The sequence below is a fragment of the Pseudomonas putida genome (assembly GCF_022627325.1).
GTDB lineage: Bacteria > Pseudomonadota > Gammaproteobacteria > Pseudomonadales > Pseudomonadaceae > Aquipseudomonas > Aquipseudomonas putida_X.
Genome location: NZ_JAETZZ010000016.1, coordinates 81654 through 105019, shown reverse-complemented (window position 1 = coordinate 105019; position 23366 = coordinate 81654). Strand labels below are relative to the sequence as shown.

At 60.9% G+C, this 23366-nt stretch carries 22 protein-coding genes; 7 read left to right on the top strand and 15 right to left on the bottom strand.

Annotated elements, in window-relative coordinates:
* Window positions 1–126: 126 nt before the first annotated feature.
* Window positions 127–1275: an NAD(P)/FAD-dependent oxidoreductase gene (locus JNA92_RS22545; protein ID WP_241806732.1), complete on the bottom strand. Its 1149-nt coding sequence runs from the start codon at window positions 1273–1275 to the stop codon at window positions 127–129.
* A gap of 34 nt (window positions 1276–1309) precedes the next feature.
* Entirely contained in the window at window positions 1310–1477 is a 168-nt protein-coding gene (locus JNA92_RS22540) for a rubredoxin (RefSeq protein WP_012312109.1), read from the bottom strand.
* Between the two features lie 131 nt (window positions 1478–1608).
* On the opposite strand from JNA92_RS22540, the gene JNA92_RS22535 reads away from it, so the two are divergent.
* Window positions 1609–2166, top strand: coding sequence for a chorismate--pyruvate lyase family protein (locus tag JNA92_RS22535; RefSeq protein WP_241806731.1), 558 nt, complete (start codon window positions 1609–1611; stop codon window positions 2164–2166).
* The gene (ubiA, locus tag JNA92_RS22530) at window positions 2166–3056 is read left to right on the top strand and encodes a 4-hydroxybenzoate octaprenyltransferase (protein WP_241806730.1); all 891 of its coding nucleotides are present in this window, start codon (window positions 2166–2168) and stop codon (window positions 3054–3056) included. The genes JNA92_RS22535 and ubiA overlap by 1 nt, the downstream gene beginning before the upstream one ends.
* Before the next feature lie 72 nt (window positions 3057–3128).
* Here ubiA and JNA92_RS22525 read toward each other — a convergent pair whose 3' ends face one another.
* Window positions 3129–3500, bottom strand: coding sequence for a COG4315 family predicted lipoprotein (locus JNA92_RS22525; protein WP_241806729.1), 372 nt, complete (start codon window positions 3498–3500; stop codon window positions 3129–3131).
* A 175-nt stretch (window positions 3501–3675) separates the two neighbouring features.
* Between JNA92_RS22525 and phoB the strand changes: the two genes are divergently transcribed.
* The 3 genes from phoB to JNA92_RS22510 all read left to right on the top strand — a co-directional run bounded on the left by phoB (window position 3676) and on the right by JNA92_RS22510 (window position 7260).
* The gene (gene phoB / locus JNA92_RS22520) at window positions 3676–4365 is read left to right on the top strand and encodes a phosphate regulon transcriptional regulator PhoB (RefSeq protein WP_012312105.1); all 690 of its coding nucleotides are present in this window, start codon (window positions 3676–3678) and stop codon (window positions 4363–4365) included.
* Between the two features lie 129 nt (window positions 4366–4494).
* Window positions 4495–5802 carry a phosphate regulon sensor histidine kinase PhoR gene (phoR, locus tag JNA92_RS22515; protein ID WP_277818258.1) on the top strand — a complete coding sequence of 436 codons (1308 nt, stop codon included), beginning with the start codon at window positions 4495–4497 and terminating at the stop codon, window positions 5800–5802.
* Window positions 5803–5919: 117 nt separating this feature from the next.
* Window positions 5920–7260, top strand: coding sequence for a hemolysin family protein (locus JNA92_RS22510; RefSeq protein WP_241806728.1), 1341 nt, complete (start codon window positions 5920–5922; stop codon window positions 7258–7260).
* A gap of 33 nt (window positions 7261–7293) precedes the next feature.
* On the opposite strand, the gene JNA92_RS22505 is transcribed toward JNA92_RS22510, so the two are convergent.
* The 10 genes from JNA92_RS22505 to JNA92_RS22460 form a co-directional block, all read right to left on the bottom strand.
* Window positions 7294–8193 carry a M23 family metallopeptidase gene (locus JNA92_RS22505; RefSeq protein ID WP_241806726.1) on the bottom strand — a complete coding sequence of 300 codons (900 nt, stop codon included), beginning with the start codon at window positions 8191–8193 and terminating at the stop codon, window positions 7294–7296.
* Window positions 8194–8345: 152 nt separating this feature from the next.
* Window positions 8346–9257, bottom strand: a complete 912-nt coding sequence (locus JNA92_RS22500; RefSeq protein WP_241806725.1) for a response regulator — start codon at window positions 9255–9257, stop codon at window positions 8346–8348.
* Window positions 9258–9422: 165 nt separating this feature from the next.
* Window positions 9423–10193 carry a phosphate signaling complex protein PhoU gene (gene phoU / locus JNA92_RS22495; protein WP_241806724.1) on the bottom strand — a complete coding sequence of 257 codons (771 nt, stop codon included), beginning with the start codon at window positions 10191–10193 and terminating at the stop codon, window positions 9423–9425.
* Window positions 10194–10360: 167 nt separating this feature from the next.
* Window positions 10361–11194: a phosphate ABC transporter ATP-binding protein PstB gene (gene pstB, locus JNA92_RS22490; protein ID WP_241806722.1), complete on the bottom strand. Its 834-nt coding sequence runs from the start codon at window positions 11192–11194 to the stop codon at window positions 10361–10363.
* Window positions 11195–11296: 102 nt separating this feature from the next.
* Window positions 11297–12967: a phosphate ABC transporter permease PstA gene (gene pstA, locus JNA92_RS22485; protein WP_241806721.1), complete on the bottom strand. Its 1671-nt coding sequence runs from the start codon at window positions 12965–12967 to the stop codon at window positions 11297–11299.
* A 17-nt stretch (window positions 12968–12984) separates the two neighbouring features.
* Window positions 12985–15273 carry an ABC transporter permease subunit gene (locus tag JNA92_RS22480; RefSeq protein ID WP_241806720.1) on the bottom strand — a complete coding sequence of 763 codons (2289 nt, stop codon included), beginning with the start codon at window positions 15271–15273 and terminating at the stop codon, window positions 12985–12987.
* 138 nt (window positions 15274–15411) lie between these two features.
* Window positions 15412–16410 (bottom strand): phosphate ABC transporter substrate-binding protein PstS, encoded by a 999-nt coding sequence (locus JNA92_RS22475; protein WP_241806719.1) that lies wholly within the window; start codon window positions 16408–16410, stop codon window positions 15412–15414.
* Window positions 16411–16568: 158 nt separating this feature from the next.
* The gene (locus tag JNA92_RS22470) at window positions 16569–17654 is read right to left on the bottom strand and encodes a bacteriocin immunity protein (RefSeq protein ID WP_241806718.1); all 1086 of its coding nucleotides are present in this window, start codon (window positions 17652–17654) and stop codon (window positions 16569–16571) included.
* Window positions 17644–18117: a hypothetical protein gene (locus tag JNA92_RS22465; RefSeq protein ID WP_241806717.1), complete on the bottom strand. Its 474-nt coding sequence runs from the start codon at window positions 18115–18117 to the stop codon at window positions 17644–17646. Before JNA92_RS22465 ends, JNA92_RS22470 begins: the two co-directional genes overlap by 11 nt.
* A 1215-nt stretch (window positions 18118–19332) precedes the next feature.
* Window positions 19333–20622 carry an MFS transporter gene (locus tag JNA92_RS22460; RefSeq protein ID WP_241806716.1) on the bottom strand — a complete coding sequence of 430 codons (1290 nt, stop codon included), beginning with the start codon at window positions 20620–20622 and terminating at the stop codon, window positions 19333–19335.
* Window positions 20623–20978: 356 nt separating this feature from the next.
* On the opposite strand from JNA92_RS22460, the gene JNA92_RS22455 reads away from it, so the two are divergent.
* Together JNA92_RS22455 and JNA92_RS22450 are read left to right on the top strand one after the other, a co-directional pair.
* Window positions 20979–21377 (top strand): acyl-CoA thioesterase, encoded by a 399-nt coding sequence (locus JNA92_RS22455; RefSeq protein ID WP_003253317.1) that lies wholly within the window; start codon window positions 20979–20981, stop codon window positions 21375–21377.
* Window positions 21378–21448: 71 nt separating this feature from the next.
* A complete protein-coding gene (locus JNA92_RS22450) occupies window positions 21449–22345 on the top strand; it encodes a D-hexose-6-phosphate mutarotase (protein WP_241806715.1) in 897 nt (298 codons plus the stop codon).
* A 109-nt stretch (window positions 22346–22454) separates the two neighbouring features.
* Here JNA92_RS22450 and JNA92_RS22445 read toward each other — a convergent pair whose 3' ends face one another.
* Together JNA92_RS22445 and JNA92_RS22440 are read right to left on the bottom strand one after the other, a co-directional pair.
* On the bottom strand, window positions 22455–22988 hold the full coding sequence (locus JNA92_RS22445) for a DUF3299 domain-containing protein (RefSeq protein ID WP_418942026.1): 534 nt from the start codon (window positions 22986–22988) through the stop codon (window positions 22455–22457).
* 48 nt (window positions 22989–23036) lie between these two features.
* Window positions 23037–23282: a GlsB/YeaQ/YmgE family stress response membrane protein gene (locus JNA92_RS22440; RefSeq protein ID WP_241806713.1), complete on the bottom strand. Its 246-nt coding sequence runs from the start codon at window positions 23280–23282 to the stop codon at window positions 23037–23039.
* Between the last annotated feature and the right edge of the window lie 84 nt (window positions 23283–23366).

Genomic DNA, 23366 nt, shown 5'->3' with positions numbered 1-23366 from the left:
AAGGCACCGCAGGCTCTAATCTGCGGCAGACGGAAGTGAGAATGGCACGCCGACCGGGGCCGCGCCAGTATCTGGGCGGCCATTGTGCGGTCAACTACAGGATAAATCCGACAGAACGCCCGCTGTTTATGCCATCAGCGCGGGCAGCTGCCGGTTCAACGCCAGTTTTTCCGTCACAGCGCTGCCCGTCAGGGCATAGCCGAGCAACTGGCCGTCAGCGGCGTGACAGAGCACTTTCAGGTCACTGCCCTGCCCTTGCACCTGCCAGCTTCCCTCACAGCCAGGCGGCGGCGGCGAAACCACCAATGGGCAGGCCGGTGTTTTCACGGTGATGGGCATCGGCCCGTAACTGACCTGCGCCGGGTTGCCTGTCAACGTCTGGGCCAGGGCTCGCGCACAGGCCATCAGGGGCATCACATAGAGCAGGTTGATACCTTCGACTTCAGCACAGTCGCCCAGGGCGAAAATGTTGCCGTGGGAGGTGCGCAGCTGGCGGTCCACGACTACACCGCGGTTGGTCTGCAGGCCGGCTGCCGCAGCCAGGTCGGTGCGCGGGCGCAGGCCGATGGCCGACACCACCAGGTCGCAGGCGATCACGCTGCCATCGGACAGATGCGCCTCAAGGCCTTCGCTCACCTGCTGCAGGCGAGTGAGTATGGGGCCCAGGTGAAAGCGCACGCCCAGCCCTTGCAAGCCACCTTGAACAGCAGCGGCAGCGGCAGGATGCAACAGGGTCGGCATGACCTGCTCGCAGGGCGCCACCACATCGACCTCAAAACCACCCAGGCGCATGTCATTGGCGAACTCACAGCCGATCAGGCCGGCGCCGAGGATCAAGACACGCTGCTTGCCAGCCGCAGCAGCACGAAAACGTGCGTAGTCTTCCAGATCATTGATCGGGAACACATGATCAGCCCCGTCACCCTCGACCGGCACCTGCACCGTCTGCGCGCCCCAAGCCAGCACCAGGTCGCGGTACTCCACCGCTTCTTCGCCAATCCACAGGCGCTTGTGGCCAGGGTCGATACCGCTGATGCGCGTGTGGGTGCGGATCACCGCCTTGAGTTGCTCGGCCATGGCCCCCGGCTCGGCCATGCACAGGCCATCGGCGTCCTTTTGCTTGGCGAAGCCGGTGGAAAGCATGGGCTTGGAATAGGAGCGACCGTCGTCGGCCGTAATCAGCAGCAGCGGCGTCTCGCCATCGAGCTTGCGAAACTCACGGGCCAGGTTGTAACCGGCCAGGCCGGTTCCGATGATGACCACGGGGGACGTCATGTCGTGCTTTCCTCTTGGTTGAACAGCATTGCGATCAGCCGATGGCGATCATTTCAAAGTCGCTTTTGCCAACGCCGCAATCGGGGCACAGCCAATCTTGTGGCACATCCTCCCAGCGCGTACCCGGCGCGATGCCGTCATCCGGCCACCCTTGGGCCTCGTCGTAGATCAGGCCACAGACAATACACTGCCACTTCTTCATGATTTGTCGTTCCTCGCTGCAGGCTCAGGCTTTGTCATTCGGGCTCAGGGCCCTTACGCGGGCATTATGCAAGCAGTTGGGGCAATCATGCTAAGCTCGCCGCCTCTCTGGCTGTAATCAAGCATACCGACGTGTCGTACGAATCCCCGCAAGCAGCCGCTGTCGCGTGGCTGGCGTCTTCACAGCTGGCGACCGATATCGACCAGCACACCCACGACTGGCTGTTCGATGAAGGTTCTCTGACTCGCCGCCTGACCCGCCTGTCCAGCGGCCAATTCAGCGTTACCCCCCTGTTCGAAGGCTGGCAGCCACTGCGCGATGACGAGTGCCTGGCACTGGGCATCGCCCCAGGCGCCGAAGGCTGGGTACGCGAGGTGTACCTGCGCGGCCATGGCCTGCCTTGGGTGTTCGCCCGCAGCGTGGCCAGCCGTCAGGCGCTAGAGCGCGGCGGCCTGGACCTGGAAACCCTCGGCAGCCGGTCGCTGGGGGAATTGCTGTTCTGCGACCAGGCGTTCATCCGCCATCCTATCGAAGTGGGTAGTTATCCACAGGCCTGGCTGCCCGCCGAGGTTGCCCATGACGGCCTGTGGGGGCGACGTTCGCGCTTTGAACGCGACGGCCTCGACCTGCTGGTGGCCGAAGTATTCCTGCCGGCACTGTGGCAAGCAGCCAAGGAGGAAAACCGCTGATGTACCTGCAACTGCTCAAGTCGCTCAACCGCGTGCACCCGCGCGCGTGGGACTTCATCCAGCTCAGCCGCATGGACCGGCCGATCGGCATCTACCTGCTGCTGTGGCCTACCCTGACGGCGGTGTGGATCGCAGGGCTGGGTTCGCCAACCTTGGCCAACGTACTTATCTTCGGCCTGGGCGTCGTACTGATGCGTGCCGCTGGCTGCTGCATCAATGACTTCGCTGACCGCAAGGTCGATGGCCACGTCAAACGTACCGCCGACAGGCCACTGGCCAGTGGCCGGGTCACGCCACGCGAAGCCCTGGCGCTGTTTGCGATCCTGGTGGCAGTGAGCTTCCTGCTGGTGCTTTGCACCAACAGCAGGACCGTGTGGCTGTCATTCGGTGCAGTGGCGTTGGCGTCCTGTTACCCGTTCATGAAGCGCTACACCTATTACCCGCAGGTGGTGCTGGGGGCCGCGTATTCCTGGGGCATCCCCATGGCCTTCACCGCCGCCGGCGGCGAGTTGCCGGCCAGCGCCTGGCTGCTGTACATCGCCAACCTGCTGTGGACGGTGGGCTACGATACCTACTACGCCATGGTCGACCGGGACGATGACCTGAAAATCGGGGTGAAATCGACTGCGATCCTGTTCGGCGAATCCGACCGGGTGATCATTCTGACCCTGCAGATGCTGTCGCTGGGCTGCCTGTTACTGGCGGGGAGCCGCTTCGAGCTAGGTGGCTGGTTCCACCTCGGGCTGCTGGGGGCCGCACTGTGCTTTGCCTGGGAATACTGGTCGACGCGCAAGCTGGACAGGGAGTCGTGCTTTAAGGCGTTTCTGCACAACCACTGGGCGGGGCTGCTGGTGTTCATGGGCGTGGTGCTCGATTACGCCCTGCGCTGACCACAACCCCGGCAAGCCACCCTGTGCGAGCCGGCTTGCCGACGATTGGGCCGCAACGCGGCCCTGGCGGTCTCAAGGCTTGGCGACGTGCCAGACGTCTTTCAAACCATCACCGGTCATGTCTCCAGCCTTCTTGTCCTTGACGAAGGTATACAGGGGCTTGCCGTCATACGCCCACTGCTTCTTGCCATCGTCGCGCATCACCACCGACCACTTGCCCTTGGCAGGCTCGTCGTCGGCCTTGACCAGCAGCGGCGGCCAGTTGCTAGCGCACTCGCCATTGCACATCGACTTGCCGCCAGCATCCTTGTCGAAGGTGTACAGCGTCATGCCCGCGTGATCGACCCACATGCCGTCCTTTTCCATGGCATGGTGGGCCGACGCTACTCCGGGCAGTGCCAGCGCAGCGCAGAGGGCCATCCAGCTCAGCGTGTGTCGTGTCATTGGAATCACCTTGTATTCGGGGGGTGGAATGAGTTCGCACAGCCGCCGCAGCGGCCTCTGCAAGCCTAGTCCAGTCATGCGAAGTCGCCAGAATGGCCAACGCCCTGTCACACAGCTGCAATAATTCCGTTATCTAATGCGGGCCAGCCCCGAAATTCCAGGAGAGGTTCAAAGCATGGTTGGCAGAAACATTCTGATCGTCGACGACGAAGCGCCCATTCGCGAGATGATCGCCGTTGCATTGGAAATGGCCGGCTATGACTGCCTGGAAGCCGAGAACTCGCAACAGGCCCACGCAATCATCGTCGACCGTAAACCGGACCTGATCCTGCTCGACTGGATGCTCCCGGGCACTTCCGGCATCGAGTTGGCGCGCCGCCTCAAGCGCGATGAACTCACCGGCGATATTCCGATCATCATGCTCACCGCCAAAGGCGAAGAGGACAACAAGATCCAGGGCCTGGAAGTCGGCGCCGACGACTACATCACCAAACCTTTTTCGCCTCGCGAGCTGGTAGCACGCCTGAAAGCCGTGCTGCGTCGTGCCGGCCCGAGCGACAGCGAGGCCCCTATCGAAGTCGGCGGCCTGCTGCTGGACCCGATCAGCCACCGCGTGACCATCGACGGCAAGCCGGCCGAGATGGGCCCCACCGAATACCGCCTGCTGCAGTTCTTCATGACCCACCAGGAACGCGCCTACACCCGGGGCCAGTTGCTCGACCAGGTCTGGGGCGGCAACGTCTATGTCGAGGAACGCACCGTGGATGTGCACATCCGCCGCCTGCGCAAGGCACTGGGTGAAGCCTACGAAAATCTGGTACAAACCGTCCGGGGCACTGGCTACCGCTTCTCGACCAAGAGCTAGCTGCAAGCTGCAAGCTGCAAGCAAAAGCGAGCAGCTTCCAGGCTAGAAAAGGACTATCAGCATCACCGATCCGCTTCTTCTTGCAGCTTGTAGCTTGCAGCTTGCAGCTGGATCCGAAGGATCTGTCAATTGAACCAGAACTGGCACGCAACCCTGATTCGCCACCTGCTGCTGATGATCACTGTCTGCCTGATAGGCGGCCTGGTCAGTGGTTATTACGGCTGGAGCCTGGCCATTGGCCTGGGCCTTTACCTGGGCTGGACCCTCAAACAGTTGCTGCGCCTGCACGACTGGCTGCGCAACCATCAGCCCGACGAAGCGCCCCCCGACGGCTACGGCCTGTGGGGCGAAGTGTTCGACAGCATCTATCACCTGCAACGCCGCGACCAGCGCGTACGCGGCCGCTTGCAGGCAGTGATCGACCGGGTGCAGGAGTCAACGGCCGCCCTGCGCGACGCGGTGATCATGCTCGACAGCGACGGCAACCTGGAATGGTGGAACCGCGCCGCAGAAACCCTGCTGGGCTTCAAGACCCCGCAAGATGGCGGCCAACCGGTCACCAACCTCGTACGCCACCCACGCTTCAAGGAATACTTCGAGTCGCATAACTTCGCCGAACCGCTGGAAATTCCCTCCCCCATCAATGACCGCATGCGCGTGCAGCTGCACCTCACACGCTACGGCAACAATGAGCACCTGATGCTGGTGCGCGACGTTACCCGCATCCATCAACTCGAACAGATGCGCAAAGACTTCGTGGCCAACGTATCGCACGAGTTGCGTACACCCCTGACGGTGATTGCAGGGTACCTGGAAACCCTGCTGGATAACGTCGAAGACGTGAACCCGCGCTGGAACCGGGCGCTGCAGCAGATGAGCCAGCAAGGCTCGCGCATGCAGGCCCTGCTCAACGACCTGCTGCTGCTGGCCAAGCTGGAAGCCACCGATTATCCATCGGACAACCAGCCGGTGGCAGTCGACGCACTGCTCGGTGCGATCATGAGCGACGCCCAGGCGCTGTCCGGGCCACGCAACCAGCACATTACCCTGGAGGCCACGCCGGGCCTGCGCCTCAAAGGCAGCGAGTCGGAGTTGCGCAGCGCTTTCTCCAACCTGGTGTTCAACGCGGTGAAGTACACCCAGGACGAAGGCAAGATTCGTATCCGTTGGTGGGCCGACGCCGAGGGCGCTCACCTGACGGTGCAGGACTCGGGTGTCGGAATAGACGCCAAGCACCTGCCGCGCCTGACCGAACGTTTTTATCGCGTCGACTCCAGCCGCGCCTCCACCACAGGAGGCACGGGCCTGGGGCTGGCGATCGTCAAGCATGTGCTCATGCGCCATCGCGGGCGCCTTGAGATCAGCAGCGTACCGGGCCATGGCAGCACCTTCACCTGCCACTTCGCCCCTGCACAACTGGCTGACGCTCACGCGTGATTCCAAGGGCCACTTTGCTTTTGCTGCCCCAGCCGCTACATTGAGCCCCCTGTGCCAGCAAAAGCTGGCACTTTTTTTCTAACCTTTCCCAAAGACGGACCCCGTAAAAAATCCATCATGGACCCTTCCCCTGGTATCAGCCTCACCTCGTTATTCGCCGATTTCGGCATGATTCTCTTCGCCCTGTTCCTGGTGCTGCTCAACGGCTTCTTCGTAGCCGCCGAGTTCGCCATGGTCAAGCTGCGCTCCACCCGTGTCGAATCCATTGCCGAGCAGCACGGCTGGCGTGGCAGCATCCTGCGCAAGGTACACAACCAGCTCGACGCCTACCTGTCGGCCTGCCAGCTGGGTATCACCCTCGCCTCCCTGGGCCTTGGCTGGGTCGGTGAGCCGGCATTCGCCCACCTGCTCGAGCCGTTGCTGGCGTACCTGGGCGTGGACACGCCCGAGTTGATCAAGGGTGTTTCGTTCTTCGTCGCCTTCTTCGTCATTTCGTACCTGCACATCGTGGTCGGTGAGCTTGCGCCCAAATCCTGGGCGATCCGCAAGCCCGAACTGCTGTCGCTGTGGACTGCGGTACCGCTTTACCTGTTCTACTGGTTGATGTACCCGGCCATCTACCTGCTCAATGCCAGTGCCAACACCATCCTGCGCTTTGCCGGCCAGGGCGAGCCTGGCCCGCACCACGAGCACCATTACAGCCGTGAAGAGCTCAAGCTGATCCTGCACTCCAGCCGTGGCCAGGACCCGAGCGACCAAGGCATGCGTGTGCTGGCCTCGGCCGTGGAGATGGGCGAGCTGGAAGTGGTCGACTGGGCCAACTCGCGCGAAGACATGATCAGCATCGACGCCCATGCGCCACTCAAGGAAATCCTGGCCCTGGTGCGCCGCCACAAGTTCAGCCGTTATCCACTGTACGATGCCGAACGTGAGGAGTTCACCGGGCTTTTGCACATCAAGGACCTGCTGCTGGAACTGGCCGAACTCGAGCACCTGCCCGAAACCGTGGACCTCGAAGACTTGGCGCGCCCGCTGGAGCGTGTATCGCGGCACATGCCGTTGTCTCAGTTGCTGGAGCAGTTCCGCAAGGGCGGCGCGCACTTCGTGCTGGTCGAGGAAGCCGATGGCAAGGTGATCGGCTACCTGACCATGGAGGACGTGCTGGAAGTGCTGGTGGGCGACATTCAGGACGAACACCGCAAGACCGAGCGCGGCATCCTGGCCTACCAGCCAGGCAAGCTGCTGGTGCGTGGCGATACGCCGCTGTTCAAGGTGGAGCGTCTGCTGGGTATCGACCTTGACCACATCGAAGCGGAAACCCTGGCCGGGCTTGTCTATGAAACGCTCAAGCGTGTGCCTGAGGAAGAGGAAGTGCTGGAAGTCGAAGGCCTGCGCATCATCATCAAGAAGATGAAAGGGCCCAAGATCGTGCTGGCCAAGGTGATCAAGCTCGATTGAGCCTGTCGGGGCCGCTTTGCGGCCCCGACACTTTCATGGATTGCCTGCAGTAAAGTTCGGCAAACCGCCAATCGGCCGGTCGAACTGGAAAGGGATCGACTCCAGCGCCAAGCCGACATTGCGCTGCACCACGAAATGCAGGTGCGGGCCCGTGCTGTTGCCGGTATTGCCCGACTTGGCCAACGCCTGCCCCAACGCCACCTGCTGCCCCTCAGCCACGACCACTGAACCGCGCATCAGGTGCAGATACACTCCCATCGTGCCGTCCGGGTGAAGAATGCGCACGAAATTGCCCGAGGGGTTGGGCCCCCGCCCGCTCTGGCTGTTCTCGATCTTCACTACCTTCCCACCCCTGGCCGCGATGATCGGGGTGCCCTCCGGCATGGCGATGTCCATGGCAAAACGGCCCTTGGGGCCGTAATGGCTGAAGCGCCCATTGGGGCCTTGAGTCAGGCGGAAAGGGCCGCCCTTCCAAGGGAACGGGTAGCGGTAAGCCTGCGTACGCTGGCCGGGATCACCCATGGCGTACTGAAATTTGCTGGCGTACCTTAGCGGCCCGCCGGGTGCCGCCAATACAGAACTGAGCACCTTAGTCGAGCGTGGCCCGACTACGGCCCGCACGATCCGCGGTCCGTTACCGCCAAAGGCATTAGCCAACTGGTCGATACGCAATTCAACCTGCATGGGCACATACAGCTCATTACGCACCAGGAAGCGAACGCCGCCGGGGAATGGCTCGGTTTGCAGGCGTACCCGACCCTCCACCTGCTCGAACATCGGCTCGCCCAGCTCCAGCGCCTTGGCACCTGGGCTGGGCCGCTCGGAGTAGGACGCCACGCCGAAATTGTCGGTGGTCTTGTAGATGGTCATGCCCAGGCTCGACGCCGAGGCCGTGAGCAAGGTACAGAGCAGCAGCAAGCGGGCAGCAGGCATGATAGTGGCTTTTTGACAGTTACCGTCTGTCGAAGCCTAGCAGCCGGATCTGGGAGCGGTATGACAGTTGGTCGGATGACCGCCGCAGTTCTGTAATGACGGCCATGCGCCGCGAAAGGGCCGCGCAGCGGCCCAGGGCGTTGTACGAGGCACTAAGCGCCGGGAGTGAAGTGCTTCTGCGCGGTGCCGCGGGCAATCAGCCGCGACAGGTAGTCGAGCTTCTGCGCATCCTGGTCGACGAACTTGAAGGTCAGTTGCAGCCAGTCGCTCTCAGGTTTCGGCTCCAATGCTGCAATGGCATGCAGGTAACCGTTCAGGCGAGCGACTTCAGCGCTCTCGCCCTGCTCCAGGTCCAGCACAGCGCCTTCGAGCACCTGTGGCAGCACGGCACTGCGACGCACCACCAGCAGCGCCTCTTTGAGGCTCAACGCCTTGATCACACAAGGCTGAGTACCACTGGAAAGGCGCAGCTGGCCTTGACCACGCCCGGTCTGCGCGGCGGCCGCAGCAGCCGTCTGCGGTTTGGGTGCATTGATCAATGGCTTGGCCGGCGCAGCGGCAGCAGCGGCAGCAGGCGTGGCCTTGACCGCTTCAGGTTTGCCCCCGGTCAGCGCGCTCAACGAATCGTTGGCGAACGCCGAATTCACCCGCGCCTGACCACCGGCTACCAAGCTTTCAAGCTTGCCGATCTTGGTCAGGGCCTTCTTCACTTTGGTCAGCAGCTGTTCGTTGGTGAACGGCTTACCGACAAAATCGGAGACGCCCGCCTGGATGGCCTGGATGACGTTTTCCTTGTCGCCGCGGCTGGTCACCATGATGAACTGCAGGCTCTTCATCTCTGGCTGCTGGCGGCACCAGGTCAGCAGCTCAAGGCCGGACATCTCGGGCATTTCCCAGTCGCACAGCACCAGGTCGAAGGTTTCCTTGGCCAGCATGGCCATGGCCTTGCGGCCGTTCACCGCATCTTCGATGACCATGCCCGGGAAGGCATTACGCAGGCACTTCCTCACCAGATCACGGATGAACGGGGCGTCATCCACGACCAGCACATTGACTTTACTCATCGATACTCCTCTTGAATCCCGACTAGCCTACCGCCGATTGGTGGCCATTTGCCAACACCTGGATCACGCCGGGACTTCTTTGCATCGTTCGCGGGTGCCTGCTGACTGCTCAAGCGCAAACGAAAACGCCCGGCAAAAGCCGGGCGTCGATGCTCGGGAGCAATCTTATTTATCGTCAGGTTGAGCCGGAACATTAGCAATTTCGGCCTCATCACCCGCCGTTCCCTGAACTTCGGCTTTCATGCGCTTGAGGCCCAGGTGGCGGACGTCGGTACCGCGCACCAGGTAGATCACCAGTTCCGAGATGTTGCGCGCGTGGTCGCCGATGCGCTCCAGCGAACGCAGGGCCCAGATGACGCTCAATACCCGCGAGATCGAGCGCGGGTCTTCCATCATGTAGGTCACCAGTTCACGCAGGGCGGTCTTGTACTCGCGGTCGATGGTCTTGTCGTACTGGGCCACCGACAGGGCCAGGTCGGCATCGAAGCGGGCGAAGGCATCCAGTGCGTCGCGCACCATGTTGCGTACCTGGTCGCCAATGTGGCGCACTTCGACGTAGCCACGCGGCGACTCGCCTTCTTCGCACAACTGGATGGCGCGGCGGGCGATCTTGGTCGATTCGTCACCAATGCGCTCCAGGTCGATCACCGACTTGGAAATGCTGATGATCAGGCGCAGGTCAGAGGCCGCGGGCTGGCGACGGGCGAGGATGCGCACGCACTCCTCGTCGATGTTGCGTTCCATCTGGTTGATCTGCTCGTCGACTTCACGCACCTGCTGGGCAAGGCCGGAGTCGGCCTCGATCAGCGCGGTAACCGCGTCATTGACCTGTTTCTCGACCAGCCCGCCCATGGCCAGGAGGTGGCTGCGCACCTCTTCGAGTTCGGCGTTGAACTGCTGGGAAATGTGGTGCGTCAGGCTTTCTTTGTTGATCATCGTTTCGCTCCGGGAAGCTGCGGCAGCTGCAAGCTGCAAGCTGCAAGCTTCAAGTAGTTCGTATCGTTCCTGGCCCCGCGCTAACTGCTCTTGCTTCTGCTTGAAGCTTGAAGCTTGAAGCTTGAAGCTCGCAGCTCGCAGCTCGCAGCTCGCCGCTCAAGGCGCCGTTAGCCGTAGCGACCGGTGATGTAGTCTTCGGTCTGCTTCTTCGCCGGGTTGGTGAACAGGGTGTCGGTATCACCGAATTCGACCAGTTTGCCCATGTACATGAACGCGGTGTAGTCCGAAACACGGGCCGCCTGTTGCATGTTGTGGGTCACGATAACGATGGTGTACTTGGATTTCAGTTCGTAGATCAGCTCTTCGACCTTCAGCGTCGAGATCGGGTCCAGTGCCGAGCAAGGCTCATCGAGCAGCAGTACTTCAGGCTCGACGGCGATGGTACGGGCGATCACCAGACGCTGCTGCTGGCCGCCGGACAAGCCCAGCGCCGAGTCGTGCAAACGGTCTTTCACCTCATCCCACAGTGCGGCGCCCTTGAGCGCCCACTCGACCGCCTCGTCCAGCACACGCTTCTTGTTGATGCCCTGGATACGCAGGCCATATACCACGTTCTCGTAGATGGTCTTGGGGAACGGGTTTGGCTTCTGGAACACCATGCCCACACGGCGGCGCAGCTCGGCCACGTCCTCGCCCTTGCGGTAGATGTTGTTGCCGTACAGGTTGATGGCACCTTCGACACGGCAACCGTCCACCAGGTCGTTCATGCGGTTGAAGGTGCGCAGCAGGGTCGACTTGCCGCAGCCCGAAGGGCCGATGAAAGCCGTCACGCGTTGCTTGGGGATGTTCATGCTGACGTCGAACAACGCCTGCTTGTCGCCGTAGTACAGGCTCAAGCCGGGTACTTCGATGGCCACGGTCTCTTCGGCCAGGCGCAGGCTCTGCTTGTCGCGGCCCAGGGCAGCCATGTCGATGCCGTGGGTGTGGGATTCTTGCTGCATGGTCTCACTCCGTTTGTAGCTGCATGCGTTGAGCTGCAAGCTGCAAGTTAGGGCAAAGCGGCAATCCTCTTGGGGCTTGCCGCTTGTGGCTTAAAGCTTCAATCAGTGGTCGAGGGCCTTGTACTTCTCGCGCAGGTGGTTACGGATCCACACCGCCGAGAGGTTGAGGGTGGCGATCACCATCACCAGCAGCAGCGCAGTGGCGTACACCAGCGGCCGCGCCGCCTCGACGTTGGGGCTCTGGAAGCCGACGTCGTAGATGTGGAAGCCCAGGTGCATGATCTTCTGGTCCAGGTGCAGGTACGGATAGTTGCCGTCCAGCGGCAACGACGGCGCCAGCTTGACCACACCCACCAGCATCAGCGGCGCTACTTCACCCGCGGCTCGGGCCACGGCGAGGATCATGCCGGTCATCATTGCCGGGCTGGCCATTGGCAGCACGATTTTCCACAAGGTCTCGGCCTTGGTCGCGCCAAGCGCCAGCGAGCCCTCACGCACGGTGCGTGGAATACGCGCCAGGCCTTCCTCGGTAGCCACGATCACCACCGGTACGGCCAGCAGCGCCAGGGTCAGCGATGCCCACAGCAGGCCTGGCGTGCCCAGGGTCGGTGCCGGCAGCGATTCGGGGAAGAACAGACGGTCGATCGAACCACCCAGCACGTAGACGAAGAAGCCCAGGCCGAACACGCCGTAGACGATGGCCGGAACGCCCGCCAGGTTGTTCACGGCGATGCGGATCAGGCGCGTGACCGGGCCTTGCTTGGCGTATTCGCGCAGGTAGACCGCCGCCAGCACGCCGAACGGGGTGACGATCACGGCCATGATCAGGGTCATCATCACGGTACCGAAAATGGCCGGGAAGATACCGCCTTCGGTGTTGGCTTCACGAGGATCGTCGCTGAGGAACTCCCAGACCTTGGTGAAATAGGTGCCCATCTTGGTAAAGCCGGACATGGCGTTGGGCTGGATGGCGTGCACCACCTTGCTCAGGTTGATCTCCACTTCGCGGCCGTTGCCGTCGCGAGCGACCAGGCTGTCGCGGGCGAAGGCCTGATGCAGGCTGGTGAGGCGGTCTTCGATGGCCTTGTAGCGGCTGTTCAACTCGGCACGTTCGGCATCCATGTCGGCCTGGGCGGTAGCGTCCAGCTTGCCTTCCAGCTCCAGCTTGCGGCCTTGCAGGCGCAGCCGCTCCAAGCCATGGTTGATGGCACCGATGTCTTTTTTCTCAAGCTGCTGCAGCTCGCTGTTGAGCTGGTTGGCGCGTTTGAGACGTGCCTGCAGCTCATTCCAGGCGCCAGCGCCTTCGGCGACCACGCGGCCTTGTTCCTTGACGCTCACCAGATAGCCGTAGAAGTTGCCCCATTCGCGGCGCTCCAGGGCGATCAGGTCGACCGGACGCTGCTCGTCGACCAACCATTCACCGACCACCCAGGTGAAATCACTGCCGTTGAGGTCACGGTTACCCACCTTGATCAGCTCACGGGTCATGAACTCGGGGCCTTCGTCAGGCACCGGCAAGCCGGCACCCTTGAGGCGGGCGCGAGGTACTTCTTCTTTCTGAACCACTTCACCGACGATGACGTGGTCACCCTGGCCCGGCACCTTGTAGGTGGCCTGGACCAGGTCGGCGGGCCAGAAGTGACCCAGGCCGCGTACGGCGATCACGGCCAGCAGGCCGACGGTCATGATGACCGCCATGGCAACCGCGCCACCGCTGATCCAGACGCCTGGGGCGCCGCTCTTGAACCAGCCTTTGAGGGAATCCTTTTTCACGGATCTCTACCTTTCTATCAAAGCGACGAGTATTTCTTGCGCAGACGCTGGCGAATCAGCTCGGCCAAGGTGTTCATGATGAAGGTGAACATCAGCAGCACGAGAGCGGCGAGGAACAGCACACGGTAATGGCTGCCACCGACTTCGGATTCGGGCATCTCCACCGCCACGTTGGCGGCCAAGGTACGCATGCCTTCGAACAGGTTCAGCTCCATCACCGGAGTGTTGCCGGTGGCCATGAGCACGATCATGGTCTCGCCCACCGCTCGGCCCATGCCGATCATCAACGCCGAGAAGATACCCGGGCTGGCAGTGAGGATGACCACGCGAGTCAAGGTCTGCCACGGCGTCGCACCCAGGGCCAGGGAGCCCAGGGTCAGGCTGCGCGGCACGCTGAACACGGCGTCTTCGGCGATCGAGTAGATGTTCGGGATGACCGCAAAGCCCATGGCGATACCGACTACCAAGGCGTTGCGCTGGTCATAGGTGATACCCAGATCATTGGTTATCCACAGGCGCATATCGCCACCGAAGAACCAGGTTTCCAGGTACGGGCTCATGGTCAGGGCGAACCAGCCGGTGAACAGGATCACCGGGATCAGGATCGCGGCCTCCCAACCATCCGGAACGCGCAGGCGAACCGACTCAGGCAGCCGGCTCCAGGTGAAACCTGCCAGCAGAATGCCGAACGGCATCAGCAGGAACAGGCTGAACACACCTGGCAGGTGCCCTTCCAGGTACGGCGCGAGGAACAGGCCAGCGAAGAAGCCGAGGATCACCGTCGGCATCGCCTCCATCAGTTCGATCACCGGCTTGACCTTGCGGCGCATACCCGGGGCCATGAAGTAAGCGGTGTAGATAGCGGCGGCGATGGCCAGCGGGGCCGCCAGGATCATCGCGTAGAACGCGGCCTTGAGGGTACCGAAGGTCAGCGGCGACAGGCTCAGCTTAGGCTCGAAGTCGGTGTTCGAAGCCGTCGACTGCCAGACGTACTTGGGCTCGTCGTAGTTCTCGTACCAGACCTTGCCCCACAGCGCGCTGAAGGAAATTTCCGGGTGCGGGTTCTTCAGCCTCAGTGGCAGCAGCTTGCCGCCCTCTTCGATGAAGATGCGGTTGGCACGCGGTGACAGGGCCATGATACCTGGGCCTTCGGCAGCAGGCTCGACCAGCAGGGTGCGGTGCGCGGTGCTGTGGAAGACGCCCAGCTTGCCCTCGGCGTCCAGGGCGATGAAGCCCTTGCGGCGCTCTTCGGCATCGATCTGGACGATCGGCGCCTTGCCCATCTGGAAGGTACGGATCTGCTTGAAGCGCAATTCGCCATCCGCGTCACGCGCCATGAACCATTGCGCCAGGCCGCCTTTGGAGTCACCGAAGATCAGCGAAATGCCGCCGACCAGTTGCGCAGTAGCGGTAATCTCGGTATCAGCGCTCTCAGACAGCTTGTAGCGGCCATTGAGGCTCTTGTCGCGCAGGCTGAAGACATCCGCGGTGGCTCGGCCGTTGATCACGTACAGCCACTGCTGGCGCGGGTCGATGAAGATGTTCTTCACCGCCTCGGTCATTTGCGGCAGCTCGATGCGGTTCTGCTCGGTGGTGACCTCTTCGGTCATCAGGTTTTCGGTGCGCGTCAGCTCGATCACCTGCAGGTGCGCGCCAGTGGAACCGGCAAGCATCAGGGTGTCGCCGTTGACGTTGACGCTGACGTGCTCCAGCGCGCGGCCCTGGTCATCCAGCACGTACGGCTCTTGGCCATATGGATAGTCGATGCCGGGGGTAATGGTCTTTTTGTTGTCTGGGTAGGTGATCTTGTAGGTGTGGTGGAACACCAGCGCCTGCCCATTGGACAAGCCCAGCACCACCAGTGGGCTACCCGGCTGGTCGGTGCTGATCGAGCTGACCTGGGTGCCTGCCGGCAGCGGCAGGTCGACGCGGTTGAGCTCGTTACCGGTCTTGGTATCGAAGAACAGTGCCTGCCCCTTGTCCGAAACACGCATGCCGACCAGGTTCTGCTCTTCGAGCGCGATCATCAGCGGCTTGCCGGCATCCTGCTGCAGCCAGGTCGGCTCCAGGGCCTTCTTGCTGGTCAGCTCGGCGCCCTGGAACAGCGGCAGCACCACATAGGCCAGATAGAAGAAGATCAGCGTGATGGCTGCCAGCACAGCAAGCCCGCCTACCAGTACATACCAGCGGGTCAGGCGGTCCTTGAGCGCGCGCATGCGGCGCTTGCGTTGCAACTCGGGCGTATTGAAATCAATCCGCTCGGGAGGGGATTTTTGGGTCATGGTGGAGTTGGCCAGATCATTCATGCGCACACCCTAGCGGTCCCGTATGACAAAAACATGACAGTGCGTTGACGCAAAAAAGCCCGCCGCTCAGGAGCCCTGGCTTCGGACCGAGAATTCGTGGAAAAGGCCGGCTCAATTGCCGGCCTTTTCCTCAGTTACTTACTTCTTTGCAACGTTACCGGCGTGGGACAGACCCAGGTCAGCGAGGGTCTTGTCGACCACTTTCGATGGCAACGGAATGTAGCCGTCCTTCACCACGACCTGCTGCCCGGCCTGCGACAGCACCAGTTTGACGAACTCAGCTTCCAGCGGGGCCAGAGGCTTGTTCGGGGCCTTGTTGACGTAGACGTACAGGAAGCGCGACAGCGGGTAGGTGCCGTTCAGGGCATTGGCCTCGTTGTCTTCGATGAACTCGCCGCCTTCTTTCTTGGCCAGGGCTACGGTCTTGACGCTGGCAGTCTTGTAGCCGATACCCGAGTAGCCGATGCCGTTCAACGAGGAGCTGATCGACTGCACGACCGACGCCGAGCCTGGCTGTTCGTTGACGTTAGGCTTGAAGTCACCTTTGCACAGGGCCTCTTCCTTGAAGTAGCCGTAGGTACCCGATACCGAGTTACGACCGAACAGCTGCACTGGCTTGTTGGCCAGGTCGCCAGTCACGCCCAGGTCGCCCCAGGTCTTGACGTCGGCCTTGGCACCGCACAGGCGAGTGGAAGAGAAGATCGCGTCGACCTGAGCCATGGTCAGGCCCTTGATCGGGTTGTCCTTGTGTACGAATACGGCCAGGGCGTCGACAGCGACCGGAATGGCGGTCGGCTTGTAGCCGTACTTCTGCTCGAAGGCCTGCAGCTCGACGTCCTTCATCTTGCGGCTCATCGGGCCAAGGTTGGCGGTCCCTTCGGTCAGCGCGGGTGGCGCGGTGGAGGAGCCGGCAGCCTGGATCTGGATGTTGACGTTCGGATATTCCTTCTTGTAGGCCTCGGCCCACAGGGTCATGAGGTTCGCGAGGGTGTCGGAACCGACGCTGGAGAGGTTGCCCGAAACACCGGTGGTCTTGGTGTAGGTCGGGATCGCAGGGTCGACGGCGGCTACCGCGTTGGCGGTTGCAACGCCAGCGGCGGCAAAGGTGAGGGCCGCCATCAAACGCTTAAGTTTCATGCCTTGCTCCTAGCAGGAATATTTGGGGTGTTGGATGGATCGGGCCCAAGTATCAGCAGGCCGCATGAAGACGATATGACTTCAATATGACAATTGGATGAAAGGCCATCACTGGATACCCAGGATGGCCTTTGCAAGATGTTGCAGGAAAGTAGGGGCTACCCTAAAGCTGCCCAGTCCATCCGCTCGCTGTCGAGCATTTCAACCAGCGGCACCGTTACGGCAAAGCGCGGATCGTCGCTGGGGGTACTCAACACGAACTCGACAACATCCGCATACGTGCCGGGGTGATCGCCCTGCAGCGACGTTGCCTGCCAATCCAGTTCCGCTACAGCGGAACGAAAGGTCTTGATCAGATGATGCTGCTGTTGGGCTACTTCACGGCTCAAGCCTTGCGCTGTCAGCAATGCAGGATGCAGGCTTGCTGCATGGGCCGCGGCCTTTAACGTCAAAGGCCCATGCCCCGGGCTGGTCGCCGTGGCCTTGGCCAACTGGGCGATACGTGCTTCCAGGCTTTCGATCAGCTTCACGCCACGGCCGTACAAGGCGGGATGACGCGCCTGGGCCGTAGCCAACGCCGCGGCATGACGCTGGCTACCTGCGGTGATTTCACGCAGCACGACGGCCTGGATTGCAGCGTTTAGAAACGGGCTGGAGGCGTCGCGCTTTGCGCCATCGAGTGCAAACTTGACTGACATCTGCAAGCGCTTGAGCTGGTCGACGGCGGCCTTGGCTTGATGCTGGGCCAGTTCCAGGGCACGCAGCGCGGCGAGGCTGGCAGCCAGTTGCTGCGCAGGCGCGCCGACGCCTGGGCTGCGAGCCAATTGCTGTTCCAACGCGGTCAGCTTCAGTTTGCCCTGCTGCTCGGCTGCCTGGATCTCAGCTACCAGTTTGCGCACTTTTTCCAGGTTGCGGGTGGAAGACTGGCTGGCTCGCTGCGCGGGGGTCAGCGTTTGGCGAACCGGTGGTGGTTGCAAGGTCTGGCCTTTGAAGGCTGCGCGGCCTTTTTGCTGATGCCAGGATTTTATCGTTGCAACAATGTGGTCAGGGGAGTTGATGCTGCCGGTTTCGTCAACGGTTGAGTAGAACAGGAGGTCGCTGCCGGCGGGGTGGCCGATTATCTGGTCGAAATGGGCGATGAATGAGTTATGTTCAGACCTCTTGCCTTCGACATCCCAGATATTTTTGACGAGCAATAAGAACGAATGCTCATCGTAGTCTTGCAATCGTTTCTCAAGCTTCATCTTCCTTAGCCCTCAAGACAACCCCGGAAACTTTAAAATCCGTAGTATAATTATATGTTAATTCGACACTCGCAAACCCCTGGGAGGAAAGCTCATAAATATCCCATCCACCCGTTTTGCCTATGGGTTGCGGCATCGCCATAGGACCTCGTGAACTAATGGGATTTCCCCATGTCGCCCGAACAGCATCCTTATCCCGACAACCATAGGGTTGCGAAAGAAGATCCTTAAACTCTGGCTCAAGCTCAACGCGCCTGATAATTGTAACAATCACCGCTTGCAATACTTTAGTTTCCGTATCAAGTCTATAGCTAACCCCAGGCTCTGGCTCAAGGTACAGCTCTGTTGCACCAGAATAGAGTTTTATGAAAGGGAGATCTGGATCAAGCCCAAGACCAAGCAACGTGGCATGAGTTTCACCTAGGGACTTCAACCAATGCTCGACTTCTACAATTCTTGTCATGATCACACCATTTCAATAAATTTTTTAAGCAAATAAGTAAGCTCCGCCTTGATTCCTTCAACTCGCTCAGTCGGAAGACCTGGCCTTAGCGCATCGACGTTGCTACGCACAGCCTCAAACAGGTCAGCAGCGTCTAGCTTTTGCTTCGCTTTGGTGTTCCGTCCACCCTATGTCTCACTGTACCGCCTATGCACATGTGTAGGGATAACGACAGCAGGGGCTCGCCTGGTAAGCGCTCTGACTTGATAGGGTGACAAATACGGAACATTATTCTCAAGCCAAAGTTTTATCGCGCCTTGAGCAGGTATATGATCAACATCCATATCGTCTCTTATACTTCTGCGCTCCAAATCACCATACGCTCCAGTTTCAGTCTCTTCTGCTGGCTCGTTATTAACCAGGCCCGGCGCTGGTAGATCGTCCTCTCCACCGAACCCAGGAATTATGGCCCCTGTCTCTCCAGGATTCTCGCCTGGAAGTATTTCAAGACTTGGCCCCACTGGAACAGTCGACGTCCCCGGAAGAATGCCCGGCAGTAACGGAGCCTCGGGCAAAGGCGTCGGTCCCAGTATCTCCGATCCAGGTGCCACCAGTGGCGTCCAGGTGCGCGGGGGCTGGCCTTCCACAATCGCGGCGTCGAACGCCAAGGCTACACGAGCTCATCCTGAAGCGCCTGTGCCAGGCCTCTCGACTGTTTTGCGAAGTGAGCATCAAGCTGCGCACGTCGACCTTCATGTGCCTGGCTGTACGTACCAACCCGCTGGTGATGCGCAAGCGCCAATGCCTCGGCACGAGCCGGGAGTGATGACAACATCACCCGTTGAATTATCGTTCAGTGTGTTTTGAGCCATACAGAGTCTCCTTATCTGCATGGCTCAAGTTGCCCATTTGATGTCGGGCAACTGCACTACATATCTCTCTACGGGCGGAAGTTTCCAATTTGCAGAATGGTACAAAGACGCCTTGGCTTAAATTTTTGCCGATAGGAAACATCCCGCATAATTTGAAGGAAGCAATGATACAAGAGGCCTATTTACAGGGCGCGCTGAACGCCCTGGCAAGGGCAAGCGCCACTGAGGCCTGCATGGCGGGCTGGGTAAAGCTTTTAGATTTTGAATAAGGCTGTGACGCCCACATGTACAGCACCGTTACTGAAACTGTGCTGTACATGTGGGAGTCACCTTGCCGACGATAAAGCCGGTGAGGGCCAGCCGATCAGCGCCTGTTAGCGACCAGGTAAATGCCCACGATCAGACCAACTGCACACAGACCCGCTACATAATAGGCAGGCGCCATTGGGCTCACCTTGAGCAGTGCGGTCACCACCATCGGCGTCAAGCCGCCAAAGATGGCGTAGGCCACGTTGTAGGAGAACGAGAGGCCACTGAAGCGCACCGCCGCCGGGAACGCCTTGACCATCACATAGGGCACCGCGCCGATCACCCCCACGCACAGGCCGGTGATGGCATACAGTGGGAACAGCAGCTGCGGGTGGGTCGGCAGGCTGTGGTAGAAGGTCCAGGACGTCACCAGCAGCAGCAGGCTGCCGATGACGAACACGCGGCCTGCACCAAAGCGGTCGGCCAGGCTGCCGGAGCCGATGCAGCCAAGGCTGAGCAGCACGATCGCCAGGCTGTTGGCCTTGAGCGAGTCGGTGGGGCTGATGTGGTAGATGCTCTGCAACAGCGCCGGTGTCATCAGGATGACCACTACGATGCCGGCAGAAAGCATCCAGGTCAGCAGCATCGACAGGATGATCGGGCCACGGTGATCACGCAGCACCGCGCGCAGCGGCAGCTCTTCGGCCAGTGCCTTGCGTTGCTGCATCTCAGCGAATACCGGGGTTTCATGCAGCCAGCGGCGCAGGTACACCGAAAACAGGCCGAATACGCCGCCAAGCAGGAAAGGGATACGCCAGGCGTAGTCGGCGACTTCTTCAACGCTGTAAACCGTGTTGATCAGCGTTGCCACCAGCGAGCCAAGCAGAATGCCAGCGGTCAGGCCGGCGGTCAGGGTGCCGCAGGCATAGCCGGTGTTGCGTGCAGGCACATGCTCGGACACGAACACCCAGGCGCCAGGCACTTCACCCCCGATCGCTGCCCCCTGTATCACGCGCATCAGCAGCAGCAGGATCGGTGCCCACAGGCCAATCTGGGCATAGGTGGGCAGCAGGCCCATGATCAGCGTTGGCAGGGCCATCATGAAAATGCTCAGGGTGAACATCTTCTTGCGCCCAAGCAGGTCGCCGAAGTGGGCCATGATGATGCCGCCCAGGGGCCTGGCCAGGTAGCCGGCGGCGAAAATGCCGAAGGTCTGCATCAGGCGCAGCCACTCGGGCATGTCGGCCGGAAAGAACAGCTTGCCGACCACAGTGGCGAAAAACACGAAAATGATGAAGTCGTAGAACTCTAGGGCTCCGCCTAGCGCGGACAGTGAGAGGGTCTTGTAGTCACTGCGGGTCAGCGGCCGCGAGGGCTGCTCGATACTGCTCGGCACGGAGGTCATTGCTTGTTCTTCTCTTGTAGGGCATGCAGGCCGCTTGGCACGCGGCTTCTGGCGGTGACAGGCGAAGATAGCAAATTGCCGGGGCCTGCTGAAAGCGATACAAAATCCATACAGATATTCATGACTGCACGGTCGTCGCTGAGCGTTTGGCTATATATACTGCCCGTTCGTAGGAAAACGTTGCCGCCACGATGGGATGTTGTGCGAAAACGCCGGTCTTTATGTCAGGCGGTTTCGCAGAGTTTCCCTACGGCCGTCCAGCGAAACGAAATCGGCGTAGTATGTTTCAAGCTGAATCGTTTACTCGGCCTTTGCGCCACACCAACGAAAGCGTCACGGGTCAGAGGCCCCACCGCATGATTGAGCTCGAACAAGAAGATCCTATCCCGCAAGGCGACCTGGCCCTGCAAATCACTGCGTTGCCCCGCGAAACCAACGGTTTTGGCGATATCTTTGGCGGCTGGCTGGTCGCCCAGATGGACCTGGCAGGCACTGCCATGGCGAGCCGCGTCGCGGGTGGCCGGGTGGCAACGGTCGCCATTGACCGTATGGCCTTCCTGGTGCCAGTGGCCGTGGGCGCACAACTGTCGTTCTATACCCAGACGCTGGAAATCGGCCGCAGCTCGATCCAGATGATGGTCGAAGTGTGGAGCGACGACCCGCTGTCGAGCGAATGGCGCAAAGTCACGGAAGCAGTGTTCGTCTTCGTCGCCATCGATGGCAGCGGCCGCACCCGTTCAGTGCCTCGTCGCTAAGCCACGCGAGCGGTAAACTCATTGCAAGGCAGCGGGTCGAAGGCCCACAGGCAATCAATGAGACAAGCGCAATGGCTACCTACCAGGTCGTAAACGAGCAACACGGCGAACTCAACTGCTGGCGTATCACCAGCGACCGTGCCGAACTACTGATCGCCCAACAGGGTGCGCAGATCCTCAGCTACCAGCACGTTGGCGAGCCGCCGCTGCTGTGGCTGAGTGACCAGGCCATATTCCGCCAGGGCAAGTCGGTGCGCGCAGGTGTGCCGGTGTGCTGGCCGTGGTTCGGCAACCTGCAGCGCAACCCCGAAGCTGTTCAAGGCATGTTCCATGGCACGCAGGCGCCGGCCCATGGCCTGGCCCGCACGCGTGACTGGAAACTGTTGGCCATCGAAGAGGCGGCCAGCGCGCTGCGCATCGAATTCGAACTGCCAGAAGCCCAGGGCGATCTGCCGCACTGGCCGCATGACGTCGAGCTGAAACTGCTGATCGTCATGGGTGATGCGCTTGAGCTGACCCTGACCAGCCGTAACAGGGGCAACAGCTCAGTCACCATCAGCCAGGCCCTGCACAGCTACTTTGCCGTCAGCGATGTGCGTGAGGCGCGGGTCGAGGGTGTCGAAGGGCTGGACTACATCGAGACCCTGGCTGACTGGGAGCAGCGCCAGCAACAGGGTGCGCTGACGTTTGCCGGTGAGACCGATCGCATCTACCTGAATACGCCTGGGCAACTGAGCATTGTTGATCCGCACTGGAATCGGCGCATTACCCTGAACAGCCGTGGTTCACGTTCAGCGGTGATCTGGAACCCTTGGACCGACAGAGCCCAGGCATTGCCTGACATGGCCGATGATGGCTGGCAGCGAATGCTGTGCATCGAAACGGCGAATGTCTGGGACGATGTGGTGGAGTTGAAGCCTGGGGCGGTTCATGCCCTGCACGTGGCGATTGGCAGCGAAGGGCTTTGATTCCACTGCCGGGACCGTTTTGCGGTCCTTTCGCGATACGAAGCTCCTGCTACGCAGGCCGCACACGCCTGAGCGGCCTTGTTTCACGATGGGCTGCGAAGCAGCCCCTTCACAGGTCAGCGTCCTGCACCACCCTCACCTTCGCGGCGTCCAGCGCATACGCCGCATCGGCCATGTCGTTGCTGACCTTTTCAACCTTCAACGTACCGCTCACCCACAACGGCGTGTAGATGTCATCGATCTTCAACCCCTTCGGATAGCGCACCAGCACCAGCTGGTTGGGCGGCGGCGGCGGTACATGGATGCAGGCGCCCGGGTAAGGCACCAGGAAGAACAGCGTGTTATTACCCTTGGCATCGCTTTCAAGCGGCACCGGGTAACCGCCGAGACGAATTTCCTTGCCGTTCATCGCGGCCACGGTCTTGGTCGAATACATCACCGCTGGCAGGCCCTTGCTTTGCTTCAGGCCGCCCTTGTCGGTGAAGGTACCCATCGCCTCGGGCGAGTTATGGTCAATCTCTGGCATTTGCTCGAGGGCTTTCTGGTCCGACTTGGGCATCAGTTCGAGCCAGTCGGTTTCAGGCAGCTCGGCATGGGCCAGGGCGCTGGCCAGAAGCATGGGGATGAGAAAAAAGGCACGCATGAATATGCTCGGCAAATCGGATGAATTGCCGAGCATTCTAACCAGTATTCAGCGCTTCTTGATGAAGCCGAAGATAACCAGAAGGATGACGGCACCGACCAGCGCGCCGAAGAAGCCCGCTGCCTGCCCAGCCTGATAAATCCCCAGGGCCTGGCCGCCATAGGTGGCGATCAAGGAGCCGGCAATACCCAGCAGGATGGTCATGATCCAGCCCATGCTGTCGTCGCCGGGCTTGATGAAGCGCGCCAGCAGGCCAACGATCAGGCCGATGAAGATAGTTCCAATGATGCCCATGGCAATCCCTCTGCAGTGAAGATGGAGCAAGCCAAAGCCTAGACAGCGCTTTGGCTTGTTGCCATTTCAGAGGGCGAACCACTT